General features: G+C 72.2%; 17 protein-coding genes and 2 pseudogenes. 9 read left to right on the top strand and 10 right to left on the bottom strand.

The window, feature by feature from the left end; all coding sequences use genetic code 11:
- Together KBY19_RS37600 and KBY19_RS24400 are read left to right on the top strand one after the other, a co-directional pair.
- A pseudogene (locus KBY19_RS37600) lies at positions 1-133 on the top strand (quercetin 2,3-dioxygenase); the annotation flags it as partial.
- Entirely contained in the window at positions 111-377 is a 267-nt protein-coding gene (locus KBY19_RS24400) for a prolyl oligopeptidase family serine peptidase (protein WP_307843606.1), read from the top strand. The pseudogene KBY19_RS37600 and the gene KBY19_RS24400, both read left to right, overlap by 23 nt.
- Before the next feature lie 83 nt (positions 378-460).
- On the opposite strand, the gene KBY19_RS24395 is transcribed toward KBY19_RS24400, so the two are convergent.
- The 5 genes from KBY19_RS24395 to KBY19_RS24375 form a co-directional block, all read right to left on the bottom strand.
- Positions 461-1,240, bottom strand: a complete 780-nt coding sequence (locus KBY19_RS24395) for a succinate dehydrogenase iron-sulfur subunit (RefSeq protein ID WP_099883580.1) — start codon at positions 1,238-1,240, stop codon at positions 461-463.
- Positions 1,240-3,003, bottom strand: coding sequence for a succinate dehydrogenase flavoprotein subunit (gene sdhA / locus KBY19_RS24390; RefSeq protein WP_099883581.1), 1,764 nt, complete (start codon positions 3,001-3,003; stop codon positions 1,240-1,242). The genes KBY19_RS24395 and sdhA overlap by 1 nt, the downstream gene beginning before the upstream one ends.
- Before the next feature lie 31 nt (positions 3,004-3,034).
- The gene (locus tag KBY19_RS24385) at positions 3,035-3,538 is read right to left on the bottom strand and encodes a succinate dehydrogenase hydrophobic membrane anchor subunit (RefSeq protein ID WP_221506027.1); all 504 of its coding nucleotides are present in this window, start codon (positions 3,536-3,538) and stop codon (positions 3,035-3,037) included.
- Positions 3,539-3,544: 6 nt separating this feature from the next.
- Positions 3,545-3,925, bottom strand: a complete 381-nt coding sequence (gene sdhC, locus KBY19_RS24380) for a succinate dehydrogenase, cytochrome b556 subunit (protein ID WP_099883582.1) — start codon at positions 3,923-3,925, stop codon at positions 3,545-3,547.
- 229 nt (positions 3,926-4,154) lie between these two features.
- Positions 4,155-4,679, bottom strand: coding sequence for a 2-oxo-4-hydroxy-4-carboxy-5-ureidoimidazoline decarboxylase (locus KBY19_RS24375; protein WP_210966718.1), 525 nt, complete (start codon positions 4,677-4,679; stop codon positions 4,155-4,157).
- 164 nt (positions 4,680-4,843) lie between these two features.
- Between KBY19_RS24375 and KBY19_RS24370 the strand changes: the two genes are divergently transcribed.
- Both KBY19_RS24370 and KBY19_RS24365 read left to right on the top strand, forming a co-directional pair.
- Positions 4,844-6,508: a glycoside hydrolase family 20 protein gene (locus KBY19_RS24370; RefSeq protein ID WP_210966717.1), complete on the top strand. Its 1,665-nt coding sequence runs from the start codon at positions 4,844-4,846 to the stop codon at positions 6,506-6,508.
- 106 nt (positions 6,509-6,614) lie between these two features.
- The gene (locus KBY19_RS24365; protein ID WP_099883584.1) at positions 6,615-6,863 is read left to right on the top strand and encodes an SCO4226 family nickel-binding protein; all 249 of its coding nucleotides are present in this window, start codon (positions 6,615-6,617) and stop codon (positions 6,861-6,863) included.
- A gap of 40 nt (positions 6,864-6,903) precedes the next feature.
- Here KBY19_RS24365 and KBY19_RS24360 read toward each other — a convergent pair whose 3' ends face one another.
- Positions 6,904-8,217 carry an SMI1/KNR4 family protein gene (locus tag KBY19_RS24360; RefSeq protein WP_247691364.1) on the bottom strand — a complete coding sequence of 438 codons (1,314 nt, stop codon included), beginning with the start codon at positions 8,215-8,217 and terminating at the stop codon, positions 6,904-6,906.
- 485 nt (positions 8,218-8,702) lie between these two features.
- On the opposite strand from KBY19_RS24360, the pseudogene KBY19_RS24355 reads away from it, so the two are divergent.
- Positions 8,703-9,462: pseudogene (locus tag KBY19_RS24355) on the top strand (RNA polymerase sigma factor).
- The gene (locus KBY19_RS24350) at positions 9,462-10,889 is read left to right on the top strand and encodes a hypothetical protein (RefSeq protein ID WP_210966716.1); all 1,428 of its coding nucleotides are present in this window, start codon (positions 9,462-9,464) and stop codon (positions 10,887-10,889) included. The pseudogene KBY19_RS24355 and the gene KBY19_RS24350 overlap by 1 nt, the downstream one beginning before the upstream one ends.
- A 237-nt stretch (positions 10,890-11,126) precedes the next feature.
- On the opposite strand, the gene KBY19_RS24345 is transcribed toward KBY19_RS24350, so the two are convergent.
- A complete protein-coding gene (locus tag KBY19_RS24345; RefSeq protein ID WP_210966724.1) occupies positions 11,127-12,014 on the bottom strand; it encodes a L,D-transpeptidase family protein in 888 nt (295 codons plus the stop codon).
- Between the two features lie 171 nt (positions 12,015-12,185).
- On the opposite strand from KBY19_RS24345, the gene KBY19_RS24340 reads away from it, so the two are divergent.
- Both KBY19_RS24340 and KBY19_RS24335 read left to right on the top strand, forming a co-directional pair.
- On the top strand, positions 12,186-13,796 hold the full coding sequence (locus KBY19_RS24340; RefSeq protein WP_210966715.1) for a methylmalonyl-CoA mutase: 1,611 nt from the start codon (positions 12,186-12,188) through the stop codon (positions 13,794-13,796).
- A 150-nt stretch (positions 13,797-13,946) separates the two neighbouring features.
- Positions 13,947-15,404, top strand: coding sequence for an amidase (locus tag KBY19_RS24335; protein WP_099886737.1), 1,458 nt, complete (start codon positions 13,947-13,949; stop codon positions 15,402-15,404).
- 25 nt (positions 15,405-15,429) lie between these two features.
- On the opposite strand, the gene KBY19_RS24330 is transcribed toward KBY19_RS24335, so the two are convergent.
- Positions 15,430-16,905, bottom strand: a complete 1,476-nt coding sequence (locus KBY19_RS24330; RefSeq protein ID WP_210966714.1) for an FAD-dependent oxidoreductase — start codon at positions 16,903-16,905, stop codon at positions 15,430-15,432.
- Positions 16,906-17,080: 175 nt separating this feature from the next.
- On the opposite strand from KBY19_RS24330, the gene KBY19_RS24325 reads away from it, so the two are divergent.
- On the top strand, positions 17,081-17,743 hold the full coding sequence (locus tag KBY19_RS24325) for a TetR/AcrR family transcriptional regulator C-terminal domain-containing protein (RefSeq protein ID WP_247691365.1): 663 nt from the start codon (positions 17,081-17,083) through the stop codon (positions 17,741-17,743).
- Between the two features lie 6 nt (positions 17,744-17,749).
- On the opposite strand, the gene KBY19_RS24320 is transcribed toward KBY19_RS24325, so the two are convergent.
- Both KBY19_RS24320 and KBY19_RS24315 read right to left on the bottom strand, forming a co-directional pair.
- Positions 17,750-19,096, bottom strand: a complete 1,347-nt coding sequence (locus KBY19_RS24320; RefSeq protein WP_210966713.1) for a polysialyltransferase family glycosyltransferase — start codon at positions 19,094-19,096, stop codon at positions 17,750-17,752.
- Positions 19,096-20,220, bottom strand: coding sequence for a glycosyltransferase family 2 protein (locus KBY19_RS24315; RefSeq protein ID WP_210966712.1), 1,125 nt, complete (start codon positions 20,218-20,220; stop codon positions 19,096-19,098). Before KBY19_RS24315 ends, KBY19_RS24320 begins: the two co-directional genes overlap by 1 nt.
- Between the last annotated feature and the right edge of the window lie 265 nt (positions 20,221-20,485).

The following is a 20,485-nucleotide window of genomic DNA, read 5'->3' as shown; positions in this document are numbered from 1 at the left end:
CACCGAGGGCGAGCAGCAGGAGAAGCTCCTCACCCCGGGAGACTTCGGCTTCGTCCCCAAGAACTGTCCGCACGCCTACCGCATGGAACGCCACCACAGCGTCGTCGTCGGTGTCGCCGCGGGCCAGGGCGGGGACGGTCGCCGGCCCGCTCGCCCAGGTGCACGCCGCTGCCCCACCGTTCTTCCTCGCCCACGGCACGGCGGACACCATGGTGGACTCCTCCCACACCGAGGACCTGGCGACCGCCTTGCGGGCCGTCGGCGTCCCGGCCGAACTCCGGCTGGTGTCCGGCGCCGACCACGGCTGGTACGGCGCCTCCGAAGCGGAGGTCGCCGCCGTGTTCGGCGCATCCCTGGAATTCGTCCAGGGATGCTGAAACCCCCGCCGACGGCATCGGCGGGGGTTCCGGGCTTAAGCCCTGAGGACCGTGAGGGGGCCCGCGGCCGGGCCCCCGACAGGTCAGAAGCGGCGAGTGATCAGCGCGCGCTTGACCTCCTGGATCGCCTTGGTCACCTCGATACCGCGCGGGCAGGCGTCCGTGCAGTTGAAGGTGGTCCGGCAGCGCCACACCCCGTCCCGGTCGTTGAGGATCTCCAGCCGCTGCTCCCCGGCCTCGTCCCGCGAGTCGAAGATGAACCGGTGCGCGTTCACGATCGCGGCGGGCCCGAAGTACTGCCCGTCGTTCCAGAAGACGGGGCAGGAGGACGTGCACGCCGCGCACAGGATGCACTTGGTGGTGTCGTCGAACCGCTCCCGGTCCTCGGCGGACTGGTACCGCTCACGGGTCGGCTCGTTCCCCGTCGTCACCAGGAACGGCATCACATCGCGATAGGCCTGGAAGAACGGCTCCATGTCGACCACGAGGTCCTTGAGTACCGTGAGCCCCTTGATGGGCTCCACGGTGATCGGCTTCTCGGGGGAGATGTCCTTCAGCAGCGTCTTGCAGGCGAGCCGGTTGCGCCCGTTGATCCGCATGGCATCGGAACCGCAGATGCCGTGCGCGCAGGAGCGGCGGAACGTCAGCGTCCCGTCCAGCTCCCACTTGATCTGGTGCAGCGCGTCCAGGACGCGCTCCTTCGGGTCGATCTTCAGGGTGAAGTCCTGCCACTGCGGCTCCGCGGCGACCTCCGGGTTGAACCGGCGGATCCGCAGCGTGACGGTGATCAGGTGCGCGGCGGCACCGCCCTCGGCGCCCGAGGGGTCGGCGGCGTCGTTCTTCTCCAGCGTTGCAGTGCTCATCAGTACTTACGCTCCATCGGCTGGTAGCGGGTCTGCACGACCGGCTTGTAGTCCAGCCGGATCGACTCGGTGCCGTCGTCGCCCACCTCGCGGTACGCCATGGTGTGCCGCATGAAGTTGACGTCGTCGCGGTTGGGGAAGTCCTCGCGGTAGTGGCCGCCGCGCGACTCCTTGCGGGCCAGCGCGGAGACCGCCGTCACCTCGGCCAGGTCGAGCAGGTTGCCCAGCTCCAGGGCCTCCAGCAGATCGGTGTTGAACCGCTTGCCCTTGTCCTGCACGCTGATGTCGCGGAAGCGCTTGCGCAGGGCGCCGATCTCCTCGACGGCCTCCTTGAGCGTCTGCTCCGTGCGGAAGACCATGACGTTCTTGTCCATGCACTCCTGGAGCGCCTTGCGGATCTCCACCACGCGCTCGCTGCCGGTCGCGTCCCGCAGGTTCTCGATCTCATCGAGAACGAACTTGGCGGGCTCCTGAGGCAGCTCGACGTAGTCGGCGGTGGAGGCGTACTCGGCAGCCGCGATACCGGCCCGGCGGCCGAAGACGTTGATGTCCAGCAGGGAGTTGGTGCCCAGCCGGTTGGCGCCGTGCACGGAGACGCAGGCCACCTCGCCGGCCGCGTACAGCCCGGGCACCGGGGTGTTGTTGTCCTGCAGCACCTCGCCCAGCACGTTGGTGGGGATACCGCCCATCGCGTAGTGCGCGGTCGGCTGGATCGGCACCGGGTCGGTGTACGGCTCGATGCCCAGGTAGGTGCGGGCGAACTCGGTGATGTCCGGCAGCTTGGCGTCCAGCTGCTCGGGCGGCAGGTGGGTGAGGTCCAGGAAGACGTGGTCGCCCTCGGGGCCGCAGCCCCGCCCCTCGCGGATCTCGGTGTAGATCGCGCGGGAGACGACGTCACGGGAGGCCAGGTCCTTCATGACGGGCGCGTACTTCTCCATGAAGCGCTCGCCGTCCTTGTTGCGCAGGATGCCGCCCTCACCGCGGGCGCCCTCCGTGAGCAGGATGCCCATCTTCCAGATGCCGGTCGGGTGGAACTGGAAGAACTCCATGTCCTCCAGCGGCAGCCCGCGCCGGAACGCGGCGGCCTGGCCGTCACCGGTCAGGGTGTGCGCGTTCGAGGTCACCTTGAAGAACTTGCCGTTGCCGCCCGAGGCGAACACGACGGCCTTGGCCTGGAAGACGTGCACATCCCCGGTGGCCAGCTCGTAGGCGACGACGCCGGCGGTCTTCTTGACGCCCTCGTCCTCGCTGAGCAGCAGGTCCAGGACGTAGAACTCGTTGAAGAACTCCACACCCTCCTTGACGCAGTTCTGGTACAGCGTCTGGAGGATCATGTGGCCCGTGCGGTCCGCCGCGTAGCAGGAGCGGCGCACCGGGGCCTCACCGTGGTTGCGGGAGTGCCCGCCGAACCGCCGCTGGTCGATGGTGCCGTTCGGGGTGCGGTTGAAAGGCAGGCCCATCTTCTCCAGGTCGAGGACGGAGTCGATGGCCTCCTTCGCGAGGATCTCGGCGGCGTCCTGGTCGACCAGGTAGTCGCCGCCCTTGATCGTGTCGAAGGTGTGCCACTCCCAGTTGTCCTCCTCGACGTTGGCCAGGGCGGCGGCCATGCCGCCCTGCGCCGCGCCGGTGTGGGAGCGGGTGGGGTAGAGCTTGGTCAGCACCGCGGTGCGGCTGCGCTTCGTCGACTCGATGGCCGCGCGCATACCGGCGCCACCCGCACCGACGATGACGGTGTCGTACTTGTGGATCTTGACGTTGTTCATCAGGAAAACCTCAGCCTTCAGCCCCGGTACGTCAGCGGATGTTCGGGTCGAAGGTGAAGATCACCAGCGTGCCCAGCAGGACGGTGAAGACGGTGGCCGTGTACAGCAGCATCTTCAGCCAGAAGCGGGTGTTGTCGCGCTCGGCGTAGTCGTTGATCACCGTGCGCAGCCCGTTGGCGCCGTGCAGCATCGCCAGCCACAGCATCAGCAGGTCCCACACCTGCCAGAACGGCGAGGCCCAGCGGCCCGCGACGAACGCGAAGCCGATCTTGCTCACACCGCCGTCCAGCACCAGCTGGATCAGCAGATGGCCCAGGACCAGTACCACCAGCACGATGCCCGACAGCCGCATGAACAGCCACGTCTGCATCTCGAAATTGCCGCGGGAGGCCTTCGGCGTCTTCGCGGTCCGCTTGCGCGGCGGCTCGATCACGGGGGCCGGGTGGTCCACGTCGATCCGTGCCACCTCATCGGTGGGGTCGGCGGACCCTCCGGCCTCGTTCTTCGCGGCCTCGGTCGTCTCGGTCGTCGACATCAGACATCAGCTCCCGAACAGCTCGCGCAGCGTGTGCTGCAGGACCGGGTAGAAGGCACCGGCCATGAGGACGGTCCACACGCCCAGCACGGTCCACAGCATTTGCTTCTGATACCTCGCGCCCTTCGACCAGAAGTCCACGGCGATGACCCGCAGGCCGTTGAGCGCGTGGAACAGGATGGCGGCCACCAGGCCGTACTCCATCAGATTGACGAGCGGAGTCTTGTAGATCGCGACAGTGTCGTCGTACGCCTCTGGCGAGACGCGGACGAGCGCGGTGTCGAGCACGTGCACGAACAGGAAGAAGAAGATGAGGACGCCGGTGACTCGATGAGCCACCCAGGACCACATTCCTTCCCGGCCGCGGTACAGCGTTCCAGCCGGCACGGATAAACCCTCCGGGAGCGGATATTGGGGCCTGCCGGCTTCGGTAGGTCGGGCGGGCCCGGCCGGGTACGGTCCACCGGCCTCGGTCATCGTAGCGACGGGCTGTCGGCACGTTCGCCCAGGGGTATGCAGGTGTGATCAATCAGGCACGGACGGACTATCTGCGATGTGAGGGGCGACACACGGTGTGCTGCTGCCGCGATGCACCGTTCGGCCCCTTGTGCGGGGGCTATCGCGGTGAATCGGAGGTCACCAGCCGCCCCAGCCGACCCCGCGCGAGCCGCCGCAGCTCCTCGGCCGTCACCGCCCACTCCTCGTCCGCATCGTTCTCCAACCGCAACCGGATTCCCGCCAGCACCTGATCCAGCCGCTCCTGGACGGCGAAGCCGTCCACACAGCACAAGAACGCGTGCCCGAACTTCCGCTCGTACGCCCCGTGAGCGGCCCGCAGTGCCGTGTGCGCGGCGAGCGCCCCCAGCTGCGGCTCCCCCTCCAGCGGGTGCGCCGCCGACTCGCAGACCAGCGCCTCGCGCAGGTCCGCCGAGGTCAGGTCGTAGCTCGCCTCGTCGGCCGCCGCCAGCAGCGCTTCCCGGTCCGGATAGGGCCGGTGCGCCACGATCCGCCGCGCCCAGCGGCGGCTGCCGCAGCAGCGCAGCAGCAGGGGCTCGACCGTGGTGACGGCCGCGGTGTTGAGCCGGTCCAGAGGTATCCGCTGTGTTCGCGGCTGCGACTGGGAAGGAGTGGGAAGGCTCATGCGCTCCGTAAGGTCCGAAGGATCCCGATGTCGGCCCGGTGTCGTCACCGTAGTCGCGGCCGAGGGAGGATCGGCCGTCCGAAGCGTGTTTTTCACCCGGAAGGGAACGCGCGGGAGCGCATAGCTGACGGGGAAGGGTTGAGAAGGGGAAATACCGTAGTCGTATGGGACGAAACTGGTCGAAGAAGTCCGGACGGGCCGACACCGGGGCAGCAGGCCGCTCGGGTGCTCTGTTGGCGCTCACCCTCGCCGTCGGCCTCACCGGCCTGACCGCCTGCGGCGCGAACGGCGACGGGGGCGGCGGGGGAGACGCGCCCTCCGCCTCCGCGTCCACGAACGACCGCGGCCAGCAGCCCCCCAAGGGCCCCGACCGGCTCGGCCCGACCCCCGCCGCCGTTCCCTCCGTACGCGAATGGAAGGCCGTGCGCGGTCCCGGGTGGCAGCGCACGGAGCACACCCGCGTCGTCACCGGTAGCGACTCGCTGCGTGACGAGGCGAAACTCCTCGCCGACGAACTGAAGGTGAAGGTCGCCAAGGGCCCGTCCCGCACCGGCGACATCGAACTCAAACGCGACAACGGTGACAAGAGGGATGAGAAGGGCAAGGGTGGCGAGCCCGGCAGTGGGCCGGAGGGCTACCGGCTGGTCAGCCGCGACGGCAAGGTGACCATCACCGGCAGCGACGACGCCGGGGTCTTCTACGGCACCCGCACCCTGCTCCAGACCCACCGGGCCCAGGGCCGGTTCGCCGAGGGCACCGTGCGGGACGCGCCGGACCGCCCTCAGCGCGGCTTCTCCCTCGACATCGCCCGCAAGAACTTCAGCGCCGACTGGATCAAGAACCGGATCCGCGAGATGGGCGACCTGAAGCTCAACCAACTGCAGCTGCACCTCTCCGACGACCAGGCGTTCCGCGTCGAGAGCGACACCCACCCCGAGATCGTCTCCGACCCCCATCTGACCAAGGAGCAGATCCGCGACATCGTCGAGCTCGCCGCCTCCCGGCACATCACCGTCATCCCGGAGATCGACTCACCCGGCCACCTCGGCGCCGTACTGAAGGCCCACCCGGAGCTCCAGCTGCGCAGCGCCTCCGGCCGGACGCCGCGCGGCGCCATCGACATCAGCAAGCCGGCCGCGGCCGACCTCGTCGACGACCTGCTGGTCGAGTTCGCCGAGCTGTTCCCCGGCAGGTACGCGCACGCGGGCGGCGACGAGTACCAGGCGCTGATGACGCAGAACCCCGAGCAGACCTACCCCGGCCTCGCCCAGGAGGCGCGGAAGCGGTTCGGCGAGAACGCCAAGGTCCAGGATCTGGCGACCGCCTGGCTCAACGACCGCGCCGCGACGCTGCGCAAACACGGCAAGATGCCGCAGGTGTGGAACGACGGCATGCACCGCGGCGGCGTCGTCAAGCCGAACAAACCCCGCCAGGTCGCCTACTGGACCGGGCGGGAGCAGGGGGAGCGGCAGCCCGCCGAGTATCTGCGGGAGGGCTGGGAGGTCGTCAACTTCAACGACGAGTACCTGTACTACGTCCTCGGCCAGCCCAACAACTTCACCTACCCGACCGGCCGCCGCATCTACGAGGACTGGACCCCCGCCGTGGTGCGCGGCACCGAGCCGGTGCCCAAGCAGTGGGCCGGGCGGGACCACATCCTCGGCGGCCGGTTCGCCGTCTGGGGCGACCTCGCGGACGCGCAGACCACCGAGCAGGTCGCCCGCGGGATCCGGCTGCCGCTCGCCGCCACCGCCCAGAAGCTCTGGGACCCCCAGCGGCCCGAACGCTCCTGGTCCGACTTCGTGAAGCTGGCGAACCGGGTGGACTGACCGGCACGCCCCCTCCCCTCCGGGGCCCGCATGGGCGCCGACGTGCGGCACGAAGCTGCCAGGAGCAGCATGGAAGCACGGAGCGTCCACCTCGGGAGCAGCAGCGATGACACGGTTCATGGATGTACACCACGGCATGGAGGGCATCACGGCCGAGCAGCTCAGGGCCGCCCACCAGGCAGACCAGGAGATCGAAGGAGAAGAGGGCGTGCATTTCGAGCGGGCCTGGGCGGACCCGGAATCGGGGACCGTCTACTGCCTCTCCGAGGCGCCCTCGGCCGACGCCGTCCAACGCGTGCACGACCGCGCAGGGCACCCGGCGGACGAGATCCACCCGCTGCCCCTGGCGGTGTGAGCCCGCACCGCGGGGCCGGCGCGCACCATCGGGCGGCCGGTCACCAGTAGGCGGCGTCCGTCCAGGGCTCGAAGCCGATGAAGTCGAGCGGGTCGTCGTCCTCGTCGAGCTCCGCGAAACCGGGCGCGGCGAAGTGCCCGCGAAGCCAGGCGAGCAGGGTCTCGACCAAGGTGTCCTCCAGCGGCGGGCCCTGCGGGGCGTGCCGCGGCCACACCAGCAGCGGCCACCGGTCGGGATCCTCGTCCTCGGTCAGCCAGCCGAGCACATCGCCGTCGATGGAGTTGGCGAACGGCAGAAAGCCGCCCGGCTCGGGCCAGACCGCCAGCGGATACTCCTCGCGCCAGTTGGCGCGCAGCGACCGGTAGGCGTCGTTGGCCTCCTGCACATGCCGGACGAACCCTCCCGCCGTCCCCCGGCCGTCGCCGGAGGACGGCGACCCGGGGGCGCCCTCGGCCCGGCGCAGCGGCGTGTGGAAGCGCAGCCACTGCGACCAGCAGCCCGCCCCGTAGGTGTTCAGCAGCGTGACGTACTCGCGCGGCAGCCGGGTGCCCAGCTCGGCGAAGAGGGGCTCCCAGCCGTCGGCCGCCGCGTCGCCCAGATACGGCTCCGGCGGGGGCGGGACCAGCGTGGTGAGCGCGGCCGTCCCGCTGCCCTCGCTCAGCGCGGCGCGCCGGGCCGGGTCGTGCTCGGGCTCGGGCGGCGGCGGCGTCCAGGGGGCGGCGTCGGGGAGGAACGCGGTGCGCCGGGCGGTGCCGGGCAGCGGTCCGAACCGGCCGCCGCCGTCCATGGGGATGCCCTCGGTCAGCAGCGCGGTGAGGGTTTCGGTCGCGGTGCGGCCGAGGTGGTACCAGGGACGGGTCGTGGGAGCGGCGTCCGGATCGGGGCTGGGGTAGGGGTCCCAGTCGAAGAGGACCACGGGCCACTCGTCCGGGTCGTCGGAGGCCGAGGTGTCCCAGAACAGCTGCGCGCTGCTCCGCGTCTCGCCCCACGCCAGCAGCCCGCCGGGCGCGGGGTGGAAGGGCGGCGGCCCGTCGGGGCCCGCACCGCGCGAGTTGATGCGCGTCTGCCGGTGGGTCTCGCGCAGCCAGTCGCCGTAGTCGAATCTGTCCCGCTGGACGCACGGCGCGTGCACCCAGACGTATTCGCCGATGTCGAGCGGCCCGTAGGCCGTCACCAGTTCCTTGTAGTCGCCGGGCAGCCGCAGCCCCAGCCAGGACTCGACGGCGGGCCAGTCCACCGGGACGGGGGCGGGCGCCTGTGGCGGGGCCGTCCCCGCGTCGGCGTCCGGGAGCGCGAAGTGCCGGGCCAACTCGGTGAGACGCGGGGAGGGACGGGGCGGTGTGGGACCGTTCATGCCGCCGCATCGTGGCACGGGGCCGACCCGCGGGGCCCGACAGGGTGGCGGACGAGCAGCGAGGCGCACGACCTGCGGGCAGCTGCCGGGAAAAAGCCGAAGACGACCGGGGTCGCCACCCCCCACAGGAGAGACCCCGGTCGCCGTCGGACACGGGCTCACTACGCCAGCGGCTTGCCCGTACTCCCCTCAGCGTCGATGCCCCGCAATGTGTTACGCCGGTCACCCGCACCGCCCGAACATCTGTCACCGCGCTGAGCCTGTTTCGCTGACGGCACGTGATTGAATCTTCACATACAGCGCGCTGTCCGCTCGCGCCTGACTCCGGCATGGACGAGCGTGCACATTTGGCCTTAGCGTGCTCCTCGCGTCGCGCCAGGTCGACCGAACCTGGCAGCCGGGAAGCGCATCCTGGCAGTCGGGACTCCGACCCCCGGCAGCGGCGCAGGCACAGACACCTTCGCGGAGTGGGGCGAGACACGAGCGTGCAGGGGGACGACGCGGAGCTGACCGCTGCGGTGCGCGCGGCGCAGGAGGGGGACGAGCCCGCCTTCCGCACCGTCTACCGCGCCGTGCACCCGCGCCTGCTCGGCTACGTCCGGCACGCTGGTGCCGGACGCGGACGCCGAGGACGTGGCCAGCGAGGCGTGGCTGCAGATCGCCCGGGACCTGTCCCGCTTCAAGGGCGACGCGGACCGGTTCCGTGGCTGGGCGGCGCGGATCGCCCGCAACCGGGCGCTCGACCATCTGCGGATGCGCGGGCGCCGCCCCGCTGTCGGCGGTGACGAGAGCGAACTGACCGGCCTGCCAGCGGGCGCGGACACGGCGGACGAGGCGCTGGAGGCGCTGGGCACCAGCAGCACGATGGCGCTCATATCCCAGCTCCCGCGCGACCAGGCCGAGGCGGTGGTACTGCGGGTCGTGGTCGGACTGGACGCCAAAAGTGCCGCGCAGGTGCTGGGCAAGAGGTCGGGCGCCGTACGCACGGCGGCCCACCGCGGACTGCGCAAACTCGCCGAGCTGCTGGAGGAGGGCACGCCGGGACCTTCCGGTGACGCGGCCGACGGCATCGGCGGCCCGGCGACGAGCGGCCCGATGGCCGACGGGTCGGTCGAGGGCCCCGTCGAAGGCTCCGGAGGGCGGGGCGGCGGGCCCAGGCCCGGCGGGGGCGTGACCAAGGGCAGGACGCGCGGTATGGCCCGCGGTGTGACGCATAAAGCCACACGAACGCTGAGGGAAACGTGATGGCGGACGACCGGTACAGCTGGCTGGATGAAGAAACCGCGGAGCGCTTGCTGCGCGGACTGCCGGTCGACGCCTGCGAAGGCGACGACCCGGGTACGGGCCCCGAGCAGGGCTTCGGCCCGGCCGCACCGACCGCACCGGAGCGGTCGAACGAGGCGCCGGAGAACGAGGCGGGGGCCGCCGGATACGAGCCCGGTCCGCCGCCGGAGCACACACCTTCCGCCGCACCGCAGGACCGCGCCCTCCCCCCGGAGCGCCCCGGCCCGCAGCAGCCCCCCGAGGCCGCCGTCGCCGGAGGGTCCTCGGGCCCCGGACGCCGTGGACGAAGAGCCGAGGGCCGTCTCGACGTGCCCTCCCACGACTGGTTCCGCGAAGCCGACCGTCGTACGGCGGCCCGGCTCGCCGCCGCGCTGGACGAACTGTCCACCGCGTACAGCACACCTCCTCCGGCCACCGGCCCCCGTGCCACTTCTCTCGAACTCCCCGGCGAGGCCGCGGCGCTGGACGCGTTCCGCGCCGCCCGCCTCGGCACCTCGCCCGGCGGCGCGCCCGGTCCCGCCCCGGCGACCACGCTCGGCGGTGGCGGCGCACTGGGCGGCGCCCGCGGCCGGGCCCGCCATCTGCTGACCGGCAGGCCCCTGCGCGCCGGCTTCGCCGTCGCCCTCGCGGGCTGCGCGCTCGGCGGTGTCGCGGTCGCGGCCGGTACGGGAGTGCTGCCCACGCCCTTCTCCAGCGGCGACGCGCCCTCGGTCACCGTCTCCCCGGCCGACAGCCCCGACGCCGGGAGCACCGGCAGCGGCGGAAGCGGTGACGAAGGGACCCCCGGCCGCGACACCGCCGGTGACCGGCACGACGGCCGTGACCGGTCCGACGGGAACGGCGAGGGCGGTGACGGGGAGCACAGGCGGGGCGGTTCCCGGGATCTGGCCGACTCCGGCGGCGCCGGTGGCGACGAGAACGGCAGGAACGACAAGGACGGCAAGGGCCGGGGCAAGGGCGACCCGGGCGGCGAACTCCCCGGCGACGGGCACCTCGACCCCTCCAAGAAGGACGCCATCGCCGCCGCCCTGTGCAAGGCGTACGTGGCCGACAAGCTGAAGGCCGACGACCGCAGGAAGCTCGAACGCGCGGCCGGCGGCCGGTCCGTGGTGCGCAAGTTCTGCGCCCAGCACGGCAACGGCGGCTCCGGCGGCGGTGGCGGCCAGGGCAGTTCGGGCGGCGGCGGCCAGAGCGGCGGCAACGGCGGGGGCGGAAACGGCAGCGGTGGGGGCGACGGCGGCTCGACGGGTGGTGACGGCGACCCCCCGGTCCCGGGTGACCCCGGCGGCTCGGCCACCGGCGGCGGCACGGCAGGCGGCAGCACGCCGTCCCCTTCGGCGGATCCCACGACCGACGCGAGCCGCACCGCGGCGTCCGCGCGGCCGTGACGGGCGCCACATCGGACCACTGAACCGACGGTGTGACACTTTCGCCGCGCACGGCGCTGAAGAGAGTGAGCCGACTGGTCATCGGCGGCGCGGTAGGCCCGAGGTTCCCCCCGTACCTCTGGGTTCGCGCGATGGCGCGGGCGGGACACGTTCCCCCGGTCCCGCCCGCGCCCCCTTCTTTCCCCGGAGCCCGCGAGTGCAGCAGCTCAAGAGCTCAGCAACTCAAGAGGCGCACAGTCACCTGTAGACGATGACCTTGTCGCCCGGGCGGATCTCCGCGAAGACCTTCGCGATCTTCTTCCTGTCGCGGACGTTCACACATCCGTGTGATGCTCCGGCGTAGCCGCGGGCGGCGAAGTCCGCGGAGTAGTGCACCGCCTGCCCGCGGCTGAAGAACATGGCGTAGGGCATCGGGGTGTCGTAGAGGGTCGAGTGATGGCGCCTGCTCTTGAAATCGACCTTGAACCGGCCTTCCCGGGTCGGGGTGTACGCCGACCCGAACCGCACGTCCATGGCCGTTCGCACCTTCCCGTCGACCATCCACGCCGCCGTGCGGCTCGTCTTGCTGATGCACAGCGCGCGGCCTGTCGTACAGCGCGGGTCCGGCTTGGCGGGCGGGCGGCTGGTGGGCGGATACAGCTCGGTGCGGGTGGGCTGGTGGGTGCGGGCGCGCAGCGCGCTCAGCACCGCGTCGGTGACCTTGCCCGTGCGGGGCATACCGCGCTGCTTCTGGAACGCGGTGACCGACGCGGCCGTCACCGGCCCGTAGTAGCCGGTCGGATTCCGGCCGAAGTGGCCCAACTGCCGCAGCCGCGCCTGGAGTTCGCGTACGTGTGCGCCGCGCGCGCCGGGCGCCATCCGTACGGCCTGCGCGACCGGCTGCGCGGCCTCGGGCTTCGGCGTCGGCCTGACGGGCTTCACCGGCTTCGGCGGCGTGTTGGTGCGTGCGGACGGCGCCGACGGTTTCGGTGGCTTTTGCGGTGCCTGCTGCGGCGCTTGGGAAATGCGGACAGCCGGACCACTCGCACCGTCCTTGACCTGGCATCCGGCGATCGTGCCGGCGGACAGCAGCACCGCCGCCGAGGCCGCCAGACCGCGCAGGGCCGTTGCTCCCCTCCTGTGCATCCCCACCCCCGGGAGGTTCGACGGATGTACGGGTCCATGACTGCCCAGCGCGCCGCCCTCGCGAACCTGTGGCGCTGCGGGTGATGCTGGGCGGGACGACCGCCGCGCGTCCGCGCGTTCCCAGGTGCGCGGGCTTCCACCTGGTGCGGGGCTCTTCAGGAGGCACTTGCGATGACACGTCCCACCGATTCCGGCCGACAGCTGTCCGAGTCGGGGCTGCCCGTGGAACCGGTCTACGGACCGGAGGCGCAGACGGGGTGGGATCCCGCCGCCCGGCTGGGGGAGCCGGGCGGCTACCCCTTCACGCGGGGCGTCTATCCGACGATGTACACAGGGCGGCCGTGGACGGTGCGCCAGTACGCGGGATTCGGGACGGCGGCCGAGTCCAACGCACGCTACCGCCGGCTGATCGAGCACGGCACCACGGGGCTGTCGGTCGCCTTCGACCTGCCCACCCAGATGGGGTACGACAGCGACGCCCCGCAGGCCGCCGGAGAGGTCGGCAAGGTCGGCGTGGCCATCGACTCCGTGGCGGACATGCGGGCGCTCTTCGACGGCATCCCGCTGGGCGAGGTCTCCACGTCGATGACCATCAACGCGCCCGCCGCCCTGCTGCTGTTGCTCTACCAGATCGTCGCGGAGGAGCAGGGGGTGGCGCCGGCCGCGCTGACCGGGACCGTGCAGAACGACGTCCTCAAGGAGTACATCGCGCGCGGCACCTACATCTTCCCGCCGCAGCCCTCACTGCGGCTGACCGCGGACATCTTCCGCTACTGCGGCACCGAACTGCCGCGCTGGAACACCATCTCCATCTCCGGCTACCACATGGCCGAGGCGGGGGCTACGCCCGTACAGGAGATCGCCTTCACCCTGGCCAACGGCATCGCCTACGTCCGGGCCGCCGTCGCGGCGGGCATGGACGTGGACGCGTTCACGCCCCGGCTGTCGTTCTTCTTCGTCGCCCGCACCACGCTGCTGGAGGAGGTCGCCAAGTTCCGTGCCGCGCGGCGGATCTGGGCACGGGTGATGCGCGAGGAGTTCGGCGCGCGCAACCCCAAGTCGCAGATGCTGCGCTTCCACACACAGACGGCGGGCGTCCAACTGACCGCGCAGCAGCCCGAGGTGAACGTCGCCCGCGTCACCGTGCAGGCCCTCGCCGCCGTGCTGGGCGGAACCCAGTCGCTGCACACCAACTCCTACGACGAAGCGCTCGCCCTGCCGTCCGAGTCGGCGGCCCGGCTGGCGCTGCGCACCCAGCAGGTGCTGGCCCACGAGACGGACGTGACCGCGACCGTCGACCCGTTCGCCGGTTCGTACGCCGTCGAGTCGCTGACCGACGGCGTGGAGGAGGCGGTGCTCGACCTGATGCGGCGTGTCGAGGACCGCGGCGGTGCCGTGGCCGCCGTCGAGCAGGGCTTCCAGAAGAGCGAGATCGAGCGCAGCGCCTACGCGGTCGCCCAGGAGATCGAGAACGGCGACCGCGTCGTGGTGGGCGTCAACCGCTTCCGCACCGAGGCGGCGGACGAGCAGCCGTATGTGCCGCTGACCGTCGATCCGGGTCTGGAGGCGGCGCAGGCCCAGCGGCTGGAGCGGCTGCGCGCCGGGCGCGACGCCACGGCCGTACGGTCCGGGCTGGACGCGCTGCGCCGGGCAGCCGCGCGGGAGGAGGACAACGTGCTGCCTCCGATGAAGGAGGCGCTGCGCGCCCGGGCGACGCTGGGCGAGGTGTGCGACGCGCTGCGCGAGGTGTGGGGCGCTTACGAGCCGTCGGACGCCCTGTGAGCCCGGCCCCGGGCGGAGGGGGTGCGGGCGGGGACCGGTAGCCGAGCAGCCGAGTTGTTACCGACGGGTTTCAAACGGGGTGTGGACCGGGGACAGTAGGCGCAGGCGTGACCGACGAGCGACGACCGACGAGCAGCCTGCGAGGTGTCCATGTCGACCGGTACCGGGACGGGGTCCGCCGAACAGCCGCGGGCCGGCGGCAGCGGAGCGCGGGAGCCGCTGCCCGGCCTGGCCCGCGCCGCGGATCTGCTGGCAGCCGGCGAGGTGACCTCCCGGGCGCTGGCCGAGCGGGCGCTGGCCCGTATCGAGGCGACACAGCCCACGCTGAACGCCTTCCGGCTGCTGCGCACCGAGGCGGCACTGGCCGAGGCCGACGCCGCGGACCGGGCGCTGGCGCGGGGAGAGCGGCGTCCGCTGCTGGGCGTGCCGGTGGCGGTCAAGGACGACACCGACGTGTGCGGAGAGCCCACCGCGTTCGGCTGCGCCGGAGCCTTCCCGCTCAAGACGGCCGACGCGGAGGTCGTGCGCAGGCTGCGGGCGGCCGGCGCGGTCGTCGTCGGCAAGACCAACAGCCCCGAGCTGGGGCAGTGGCCGTTCACCGAGGGCAGCGCCTTCGGAGAGACCCGCAACCCCTGGAGCCTCGCGCACACCCCCGGCGGCTCCTCCGGTGGCGCGGCGGCGGCCGTCGCGGCCGGGCTGGTGCCCGCCGCGCTGGGCTCGGACGGGGCCGGCTCGGTCCGCATCCCCGCCGCGTGGACGCACCTGGTCGGCATCAAACCGCAGCGCGGACGCATCTCGACCTGGCCGGACCCGGAGGCGTTCAACGGCATCACCGTCTTCGGACCACTGGCGCGCACCGTCGAGGACGCGGCGCTGCTGCTGGACGCCGCCGCGGGCAACCGCGAGGGCGATCTGCACCGGCCGCCGCCGGTGGATGCGCGTGCGGCCGTGGGCCGGGACCCGGGGCGGCTGCGGATCGCGCTGTCCACCCGCTGGGCGTTCACCGCGACGCCGAAACAGCTGGACCCCCGCGTCGAAGCCGCCGTCCGCACCCTCGCCGAGCGGCTGGCCGCGCTGGGGCACGAGGTGGAGGAGGCGGACCCGCACTACGGCCCGATAGGACTGACGTTCGTCCCCCGCGCCACCGCGGGCGTCCGCACCTGGGTGCGGCGCACCCCCGACCCGGGCCTGCTGGATCCGCGCACCCGGGCGACGGCCCGCACCGGACGGCTGCTGGGCGGCCCCGTGCTGCGTGCGGCCAGGGCCGCCGAGGGGCCGCTGCGCCGCCACGTCGGCCGGATCTTCCGCCGCTACGACCTCGTCCTGACCCCCACCACCGCCACCCCGCCGCCCCGGATCGGCGATCTGGCGCGGCTCTCCGGCTGGCAGACCGACCGCAGGATGATCGCCCACTGCCCGTACGCCTGGCCGTGGAACGTGCTCGGCTGGCCCGGTATCAACGTCCCCGCCGCGCTCACCGAGCCGGACCGCCTGCCGCTGGGCGCCCAGTTCCTCGGCCCCGCGCACAGCGAGCCCCTGCTGGTCCGGCTCGCCGCCCAGCTGGAGGCCGACCAGCGCTGGCACGAGCGATGGCCGCCGCTGCTGTGAGGGAGCCGTCCGCGCCGGTGCGGCCCTACCGCGGCGACGCCAGGCCGGCGACGTAGGCCGTCACCTCGCCGGGATCCTCGGTGATCAGCGCGAGGTACCCGTCCGGGCGGACGAGGTAGAGGCCGTCGGGCGCGTAAGGGGCGGTCGCGGCCACGGCGTGGGTGCGCAGATACGCGGGGAGGCCGGCGGGTGGCGCCGCGTCGCCCACCGCGAGCAGCGTGAAGTGCGGGCCGCGCAGCAGATCGAACACCCGCCGGGCGTCGCCGGGAGCGGTGTCGCCGGGAGAGGTCAGGGGCGCGTCCGGGGCGCGGTCGCCGGGTGCGAGCGGGCTGGGGTGAGGTGCGGCCGGGTGACGGGTCAGTGAACTGTCCGGGTAGGCGAGGTCCAGCTGCTGGGTCTCGCGGCCGCGGCGTGCGGCCCGCCCGTGCAACTGGGTCGAGAGGCCGAGCACCTGCGCGGCGAGCGGCGCCCGCTCCTCCTCGTAGGTGTCCAGCAGCGCCTCGGCGGCCTGCCCGCGCAGGACGAGGCCGAGCTTCCAGCCGAGGTTGTAGGCGTCCTGCACGCTGGTGTTGAGGCCCTGGCCGCCCGCGGGGGAGTGGATATGGGCTGCGTCGCCTGCCAGGAGGACCCGGCCCGCGCGGAAGCGCTCGGCCAGCGCGGCGTTGACCCGGAACTGGGAGGCGTGGACGACCTCCTTGAGCTGGTCGGGTGACAGATCGGTGCGGGTGGCGAGCAGTCGGCGGAGGATCTCCTCAGGCGGGCTGCCCTCCTCCAACCCGGCGTGCTGGGCGAAGAGCTGGAAGGTGTCGGTGCCCGCCATGGGGCACAGGGTGAGGACCCCGCGGGTGTCGTCCTGCCAGACGTGCCAGTGGCCGCGGTCGAGTCCGGACAGCCGGACGTCGGCGACGACCGACGGTTCGGGGTCGACGGTCGTGCCCGTCATACCGATGCCGAGCGCCGCCCGGACGGTGCTGCGTCCGCCGTCGCAGGCCACGGCGTACGCGGCGCGGACCGTTCCGCCGGTGGACAGCCGGGCGGTGACGGCGGTGGCGTCCTGCGCCAGTTCGGTGACGGCCGTACCGAAGACGACCTCGCCGCCCAGCTCCCGCAGCCGCGTGTACAGCAGTTCCTGGGTGCGCCACTGGGGGAGCATCCACACCTCGGCGTACGGGGAGCCGGCGCTCGGCTCGGCGCGCTCGACCATGTCGTACTCCGCGACGGGCCGGCCGGGGCGGCGTACCAGCATCCGCGGGTAGGGGCCGCCGGCCTCGCGTACCGCCGGGGCGAGGCCCAGATCGTCGAGGACCTCCATGGTGCGCGGCTGGATGCCCTTGCCACGTGAGCCGGGGGCCAGGCGGTCGGCGCGCTCCACCACGCGGACGTCGATACCGCGTCTCCGCAGGTCACAGGCGAGGGTGAGGCCGGTGGGCCCGGCGCCGACCACGAGCACCTCGGTGCTCGGTGCCCCCACAGTGCCCTTAACGTCGTTAAGTGGAGTCATGCCGGAAGGGTGCACTTAACATCGTTAAGTCGTCAAGCCTTAACGGCGATAAACTGGCGGCGTGCCTGTGAAGAGAGAGCCGAGCAAGCAAGCCCCGGAGGCGCCGGGAGAGCCCGGAGAGCCCGGAGAGCCCGGAGAGCCGGGAAGGCCGGGAAGGCGGACAGCGGCTCCCCGGCTGGATCGCACGCAGGTCGCCCAGACCGGGCTGCGGCTGCTGAACGAGACGGGGCTGGAAGGGCTCAGCCTGCGCCGGATCGCCAAGGAGCTGAACGTGAAGGCACCCGCGCTCTACTGGCACTTCGCCAGCAAACAGGCGCTGCTGGACGAGATGGCCACCGCCATGACGCGCGAACTGGGCGACCTCGCCGACCCGGTGTCCGGGAAGGCTTCCTGGGAGGAATGGTTCGCCGAGAGCCTGCGGCAGCTGCGGCGTACGCTGCTGCGCTACCGGGACGGGGCGAAGGTCTTCAGCGGCACCCGGCTGACCACCACGGAGCACGCCGCGGGGCAGGAGCGCTATCTGCGCATGATGACCGAGGCGGGCTTCACCGTGAACGCGGCAGCTCGCGCCTTCGTCACCGCCTTCAGCTACACCATCGGCTTCGTCATCGAGGAGCAGGCCGTCCAGCCCTTCCCCGACGAGCGTGCCCCCGGCTACGACCCGGCCGAACGCGCCGCGCGGATGGCCGCCTACCCGCTGGCCGCGCAGGTCTCCGCTGACCTGTTCACGGACTACGAGGCCCGCTTCGAGGAGGGCCTGCGGGCCCTCCTCGCCGGGCTGCGCGCCACGGTCCTCGCCGAGAACACGACGGTCCCGGGCGGGCAGGGCGCCGGATGACGGCCGTCAGCCCAGGGCCGCGCGCTTGAGGGCGCGGGCACGGCGTGCGACGCGGCGTACCGTGCGGTTGCGGGGGACGAACGCGAACTGCCGTGGCACCGCGCCGGGCAGAGCCAGCGCGGTCAGCCGGCGCCGCTTGAAGTAGCGACGGGTCGCCGGTGACAGGTGGGACGCCAGATAGCGCTCCACCTCCGGGCGCAGCTCCGGGTAGATCTGCGGCTGCATGCAGAAGCCGACGGCGCGCACCAGACCCGTCAGCTCCCGCCCGGAGGGCACGGCCGCCTCGGCACCCGCCGCCTCGTCGTCCAGATCGGGCAGCAGCGCGTCCACCAGTGTCACGGGCACGCGGTTGCTGTTCTGGTACGGCGCCACCCGCTCCAGCAGCAGCTCGGTGCCGGTACGTGCCACGGGCAGGCCGTAGAAGGCGGACGCCGTCAGCAGCGCTGTCGAGAAGCAGCCCACCACCAGCGCCGGGCGCAGCCGCTCGTACAGCGCCTCCGCCAGCACCGGCGAGTCCAGCACCGTCAGGGCGACGCCCAGTTCGCCCGCCTCCTTCTCCAGGGCACGGGACCAGCGCACCGGAGCCACCGGATGCGGCTTGAAGACCACCTCGCGGTGGCCGCGTGCCGCCGCACCGCGCAGCATCCGCAGATGCAGCTGCTCCTCCTCCTCGGGGGAGAGGATCTCCAGCGCGGACAGATACTGCCCCAGCAGCAACGCCGCCCCCCGGGGCGCCGCGGTCACCGACGGCGGCACGTCCTGGGCCACCTCGGCCAGCACCCCGCGGAACGCGTCCGTGGGAACGACCTCGGGCCGTACCCCGAACTCCGAGAGCAGCAACGGCGTCAGGCCCGGCACCAGATCCAGATGGAGCAGCCGGCGCGCCCGCGTACCCACCAGCGGGTCCAGCTTGTTGCGGGTGGGGCCGTAGCTCATCAGCCCGTCCGCGTACACCTCGATCGGCGCGTCCGGGAACAACCGTGCCACCGCCAGCGCGGGCTCGACCTGGATCGACTCCAGAACGAGCGTGACCTCGTCCTCCGGGCCGTCGCCCAGACCCCACAGCAACCGCAGATGCCGCTCCCACAGCGGGGCGTCGTCCCCACGCGGCGACCAGCCGCCCGGGTGGAAGGGACGGATCGTCTCGTTCCACGACAGCACCCGGTCGAAGCGGGGGCGCAGCCGCTCGAAGCCCGGCATGGTGTCGAGCGCCGCCGAGGTCTCCGGGTTGGCGGCGTTGTTGCTGACCAGCAGCAGCCGCTGGTCCGCGGGGCCGAAGTGGTCCGCGTCGACGGCCGCGGCGAGCGTGGCGGCACCGTAGAGGGTCGAGGCGAAGAACAACTGCGTACGCATCAGGCCGCCACCTCCGTGTCGCGATCCTTGCCGGGCCCGCCCGGTGCGGTGCCGTCCGGAGTGCCGGTGGCGCCTTCGGTGCCGCTGGAGCTGGTGGTGTCGCTTTCGGTGCCGGTGCCGGTGCCGGTGCCGGACGCCGGACCGGTCGCGGGCGCGGGCTGGCCCGGACGCCTGCGGAGCCGCCGCAGCCGGGAGGCCCGTTCGCTGTCCATCGAGTCCAGCGCCTCCGACAGCAGATCCGCCGGGAGCCGCTTGAGTGCCGCCGCGCTCATCGCCCGCAGCTTGCGGGCCACCTGCGGCTCGAACCTGCCGCTGGTCAAATGGTGCGAGATGATCGCGCAGTAGGTGCGGATCGCCTTGGGCAGCAACTGCTGAGCGTCCCGGTCCCGTGCGGTCTCCTCGATCACCTGGTCGAAGGCGCGGATGAAGTCCAGCTGCCGCACATCGCCGATCTGGGTGAGCGAGGAGGCGACCCCACGCCGGTAGAAGACGCCCAGCAGCCCCACGGCGGCGAACGAGCGGGCCTCCCGGTGCAGCCGCCAGATCCACGGCCGGTCCTCGGCCGTGCGCAGCCCGTCGGTGAAGTGCAGCAGCCCCTCGTCCAGCAGCCTGCGGTGGTAGATCCCCGCCCAGGCGTAGGCGTAGTCCACGGACGTGCTGCGGGTGGCGGGCAGAATCGCCGCCCGCGGATCCTCCACCACGCCCCGCCGGCCGTGCGGCACCCGCGCCAGGGTGCGGGAGCGCGCCGTGCACTGCACATGATCGGTGCGTACGAAGTCGCAGTCCAGCCGCTCGATGCACGCGAGCAGCTGCTCGTAGTAGCCGGGAGCCAGCCAGTCGTCACCGTCCAGGAACGTGACGTACTTGCCGCTCGCCCGGTCCAGCCCCGTGTTGCGCGCGGTCGCCAGACCGCCGTTGCGCGCGTGCCGTACCCGGACCACCTGCGCAACGTCCTGGAAGTCGTTTTCGGCTCGCTCCAGAATCTCCGGCGTCTCGTCCTTGGAAGCGTCGTCGACCAGAATGAACTCGAAATCCTGGCGCGCGTTCGCTCGGAGACTCCGAAGCGTTTCCGGGGCGTATGACTGCACGTTGTAAAACGGCACGATGACGGAGAGCTTGACCACCCGAGGGACCTTAGGGTTCGCGCCCCGCCCCGTCTTGACCTGCGGCGGACCTCCGGGTGAACGACGCGTGGCGGGATGGTGAACGGGGCGGCGGCGCGGGCCCGTTGGGCATTCGTCGGTGTGCTGTTAACCGGCTGTTGCCTTTACGTTGGGCCGCCTTCCGGAATCCCTTCCTAGCGTCGATGACGTGCCCTCACGAGAAATCCCCTCCGCTTCCACGAACGCACCGGACGCCGGCACCGCACTCGTCTCGCACGAGCGGTCG

This window comes from Streptomyces sp. B15 (assembly GCF_018070605.1).
Taxonomy (GTDB): domain Bacteria; phylum Actinomycetota; class Actinomycetes; order Streptomycetales; family Streptomycetaceae; genus Streptomyces; species Streptomyces smyrnaeus.
The sequence above is the reverse complement of the archived record's forward strand: the minus strand, read 5'-3'. Positions and strand labels throughout refer to the sequence as shown.

Coding starts and splice junctions, on each gene's coding strand:
- KBY19_RS24395 (WP_099883580.1), bottom strand. CDS start 1,240: ATGAGCACTGCAACGCTGGAGAAGAACGACGCCGCCGACCCCTCGGGC.
- sdhA (WP_099883581.1), bottom strand. CDS start 3,003: ATGAACAACGTCAAGATCCACAAGTACGACACCGTCATCGTCGGTGCG.
- KBY19_RS24385 (WP_221506027.1), bottom strand. CDS start 3,538: ATGTCGACGACCGAGACGACCGAGGCCGCGAAGAACGAGGCCGGAGGG.
- KBY19_RS24375 (WP_210966718.1), bottom strand. CDS start 4,679: ATGAGCCTTCCCACTCCTTCCCAGTCGCAGCCGCGAACACAGCGGATA.
- KBY19_RS24370 (WP_210966717.1), top strand. CDS start 4,844: ATGGGACGAAACTGGTCGAAGAAGTCCGGACGGGCCGACACCGGGGCA.
- KBY19_RS24365 (WP_099883584.1), top strand. CDS start 6,615: ATGACACGGTTCATGGATGTACACCACGGCATGGAGGGCATCACGGCC.
- KBY19_RS24360 (WP_247691364.1), bottom strand. CDS start 8,217: ATGAACGGTCCCACACCGCCCCGTCCCTCCCCGCGTCTCACCGAGTTG.
- KBY19_RS24350 (WP_210966716.1), top strand. CDS start 9,462: ATGGCGGACGACCGGTACAGCTGGCTGGATGAAGAAACCGCGGAGCGC.
- KBY19_RS24345 (WP_210966724.1), bottom strand. CDS start 12,014: ATGCACAGGAGGGGAGCAACGGCCCTGCGCGGTCTGGCGGCCTCGGCG.
- KBY19_RS24340 (WP_210966715.1), top strand. CDS start 12,186: ATGACACGTCCCACCGATTCCGGCCGACAGCTGTCCGAGTCGGGGCTG.
- KBY19_RS24335 (WP_099886737.1), top strand. CDS start 13,947: ATGTCGACCGGTACCGGGACGGGGTCCGCCGAACAGCCGCGGGCCGGC.
- KBY19_RS24330 (WP_210966714.1), bottom strand. CDS start 16,905: ATGACTCCACTTAACGACGTTAAGGGCACTGTGGGGGCACCGAGCACC.
- KBY19_RS24320 (WP_210966713.1), bottom strand. CDS start 19,096: ATGCGTACGCAGTTGTTCTTCGCCTCGACCCTCTACGGTGCCGCCACG.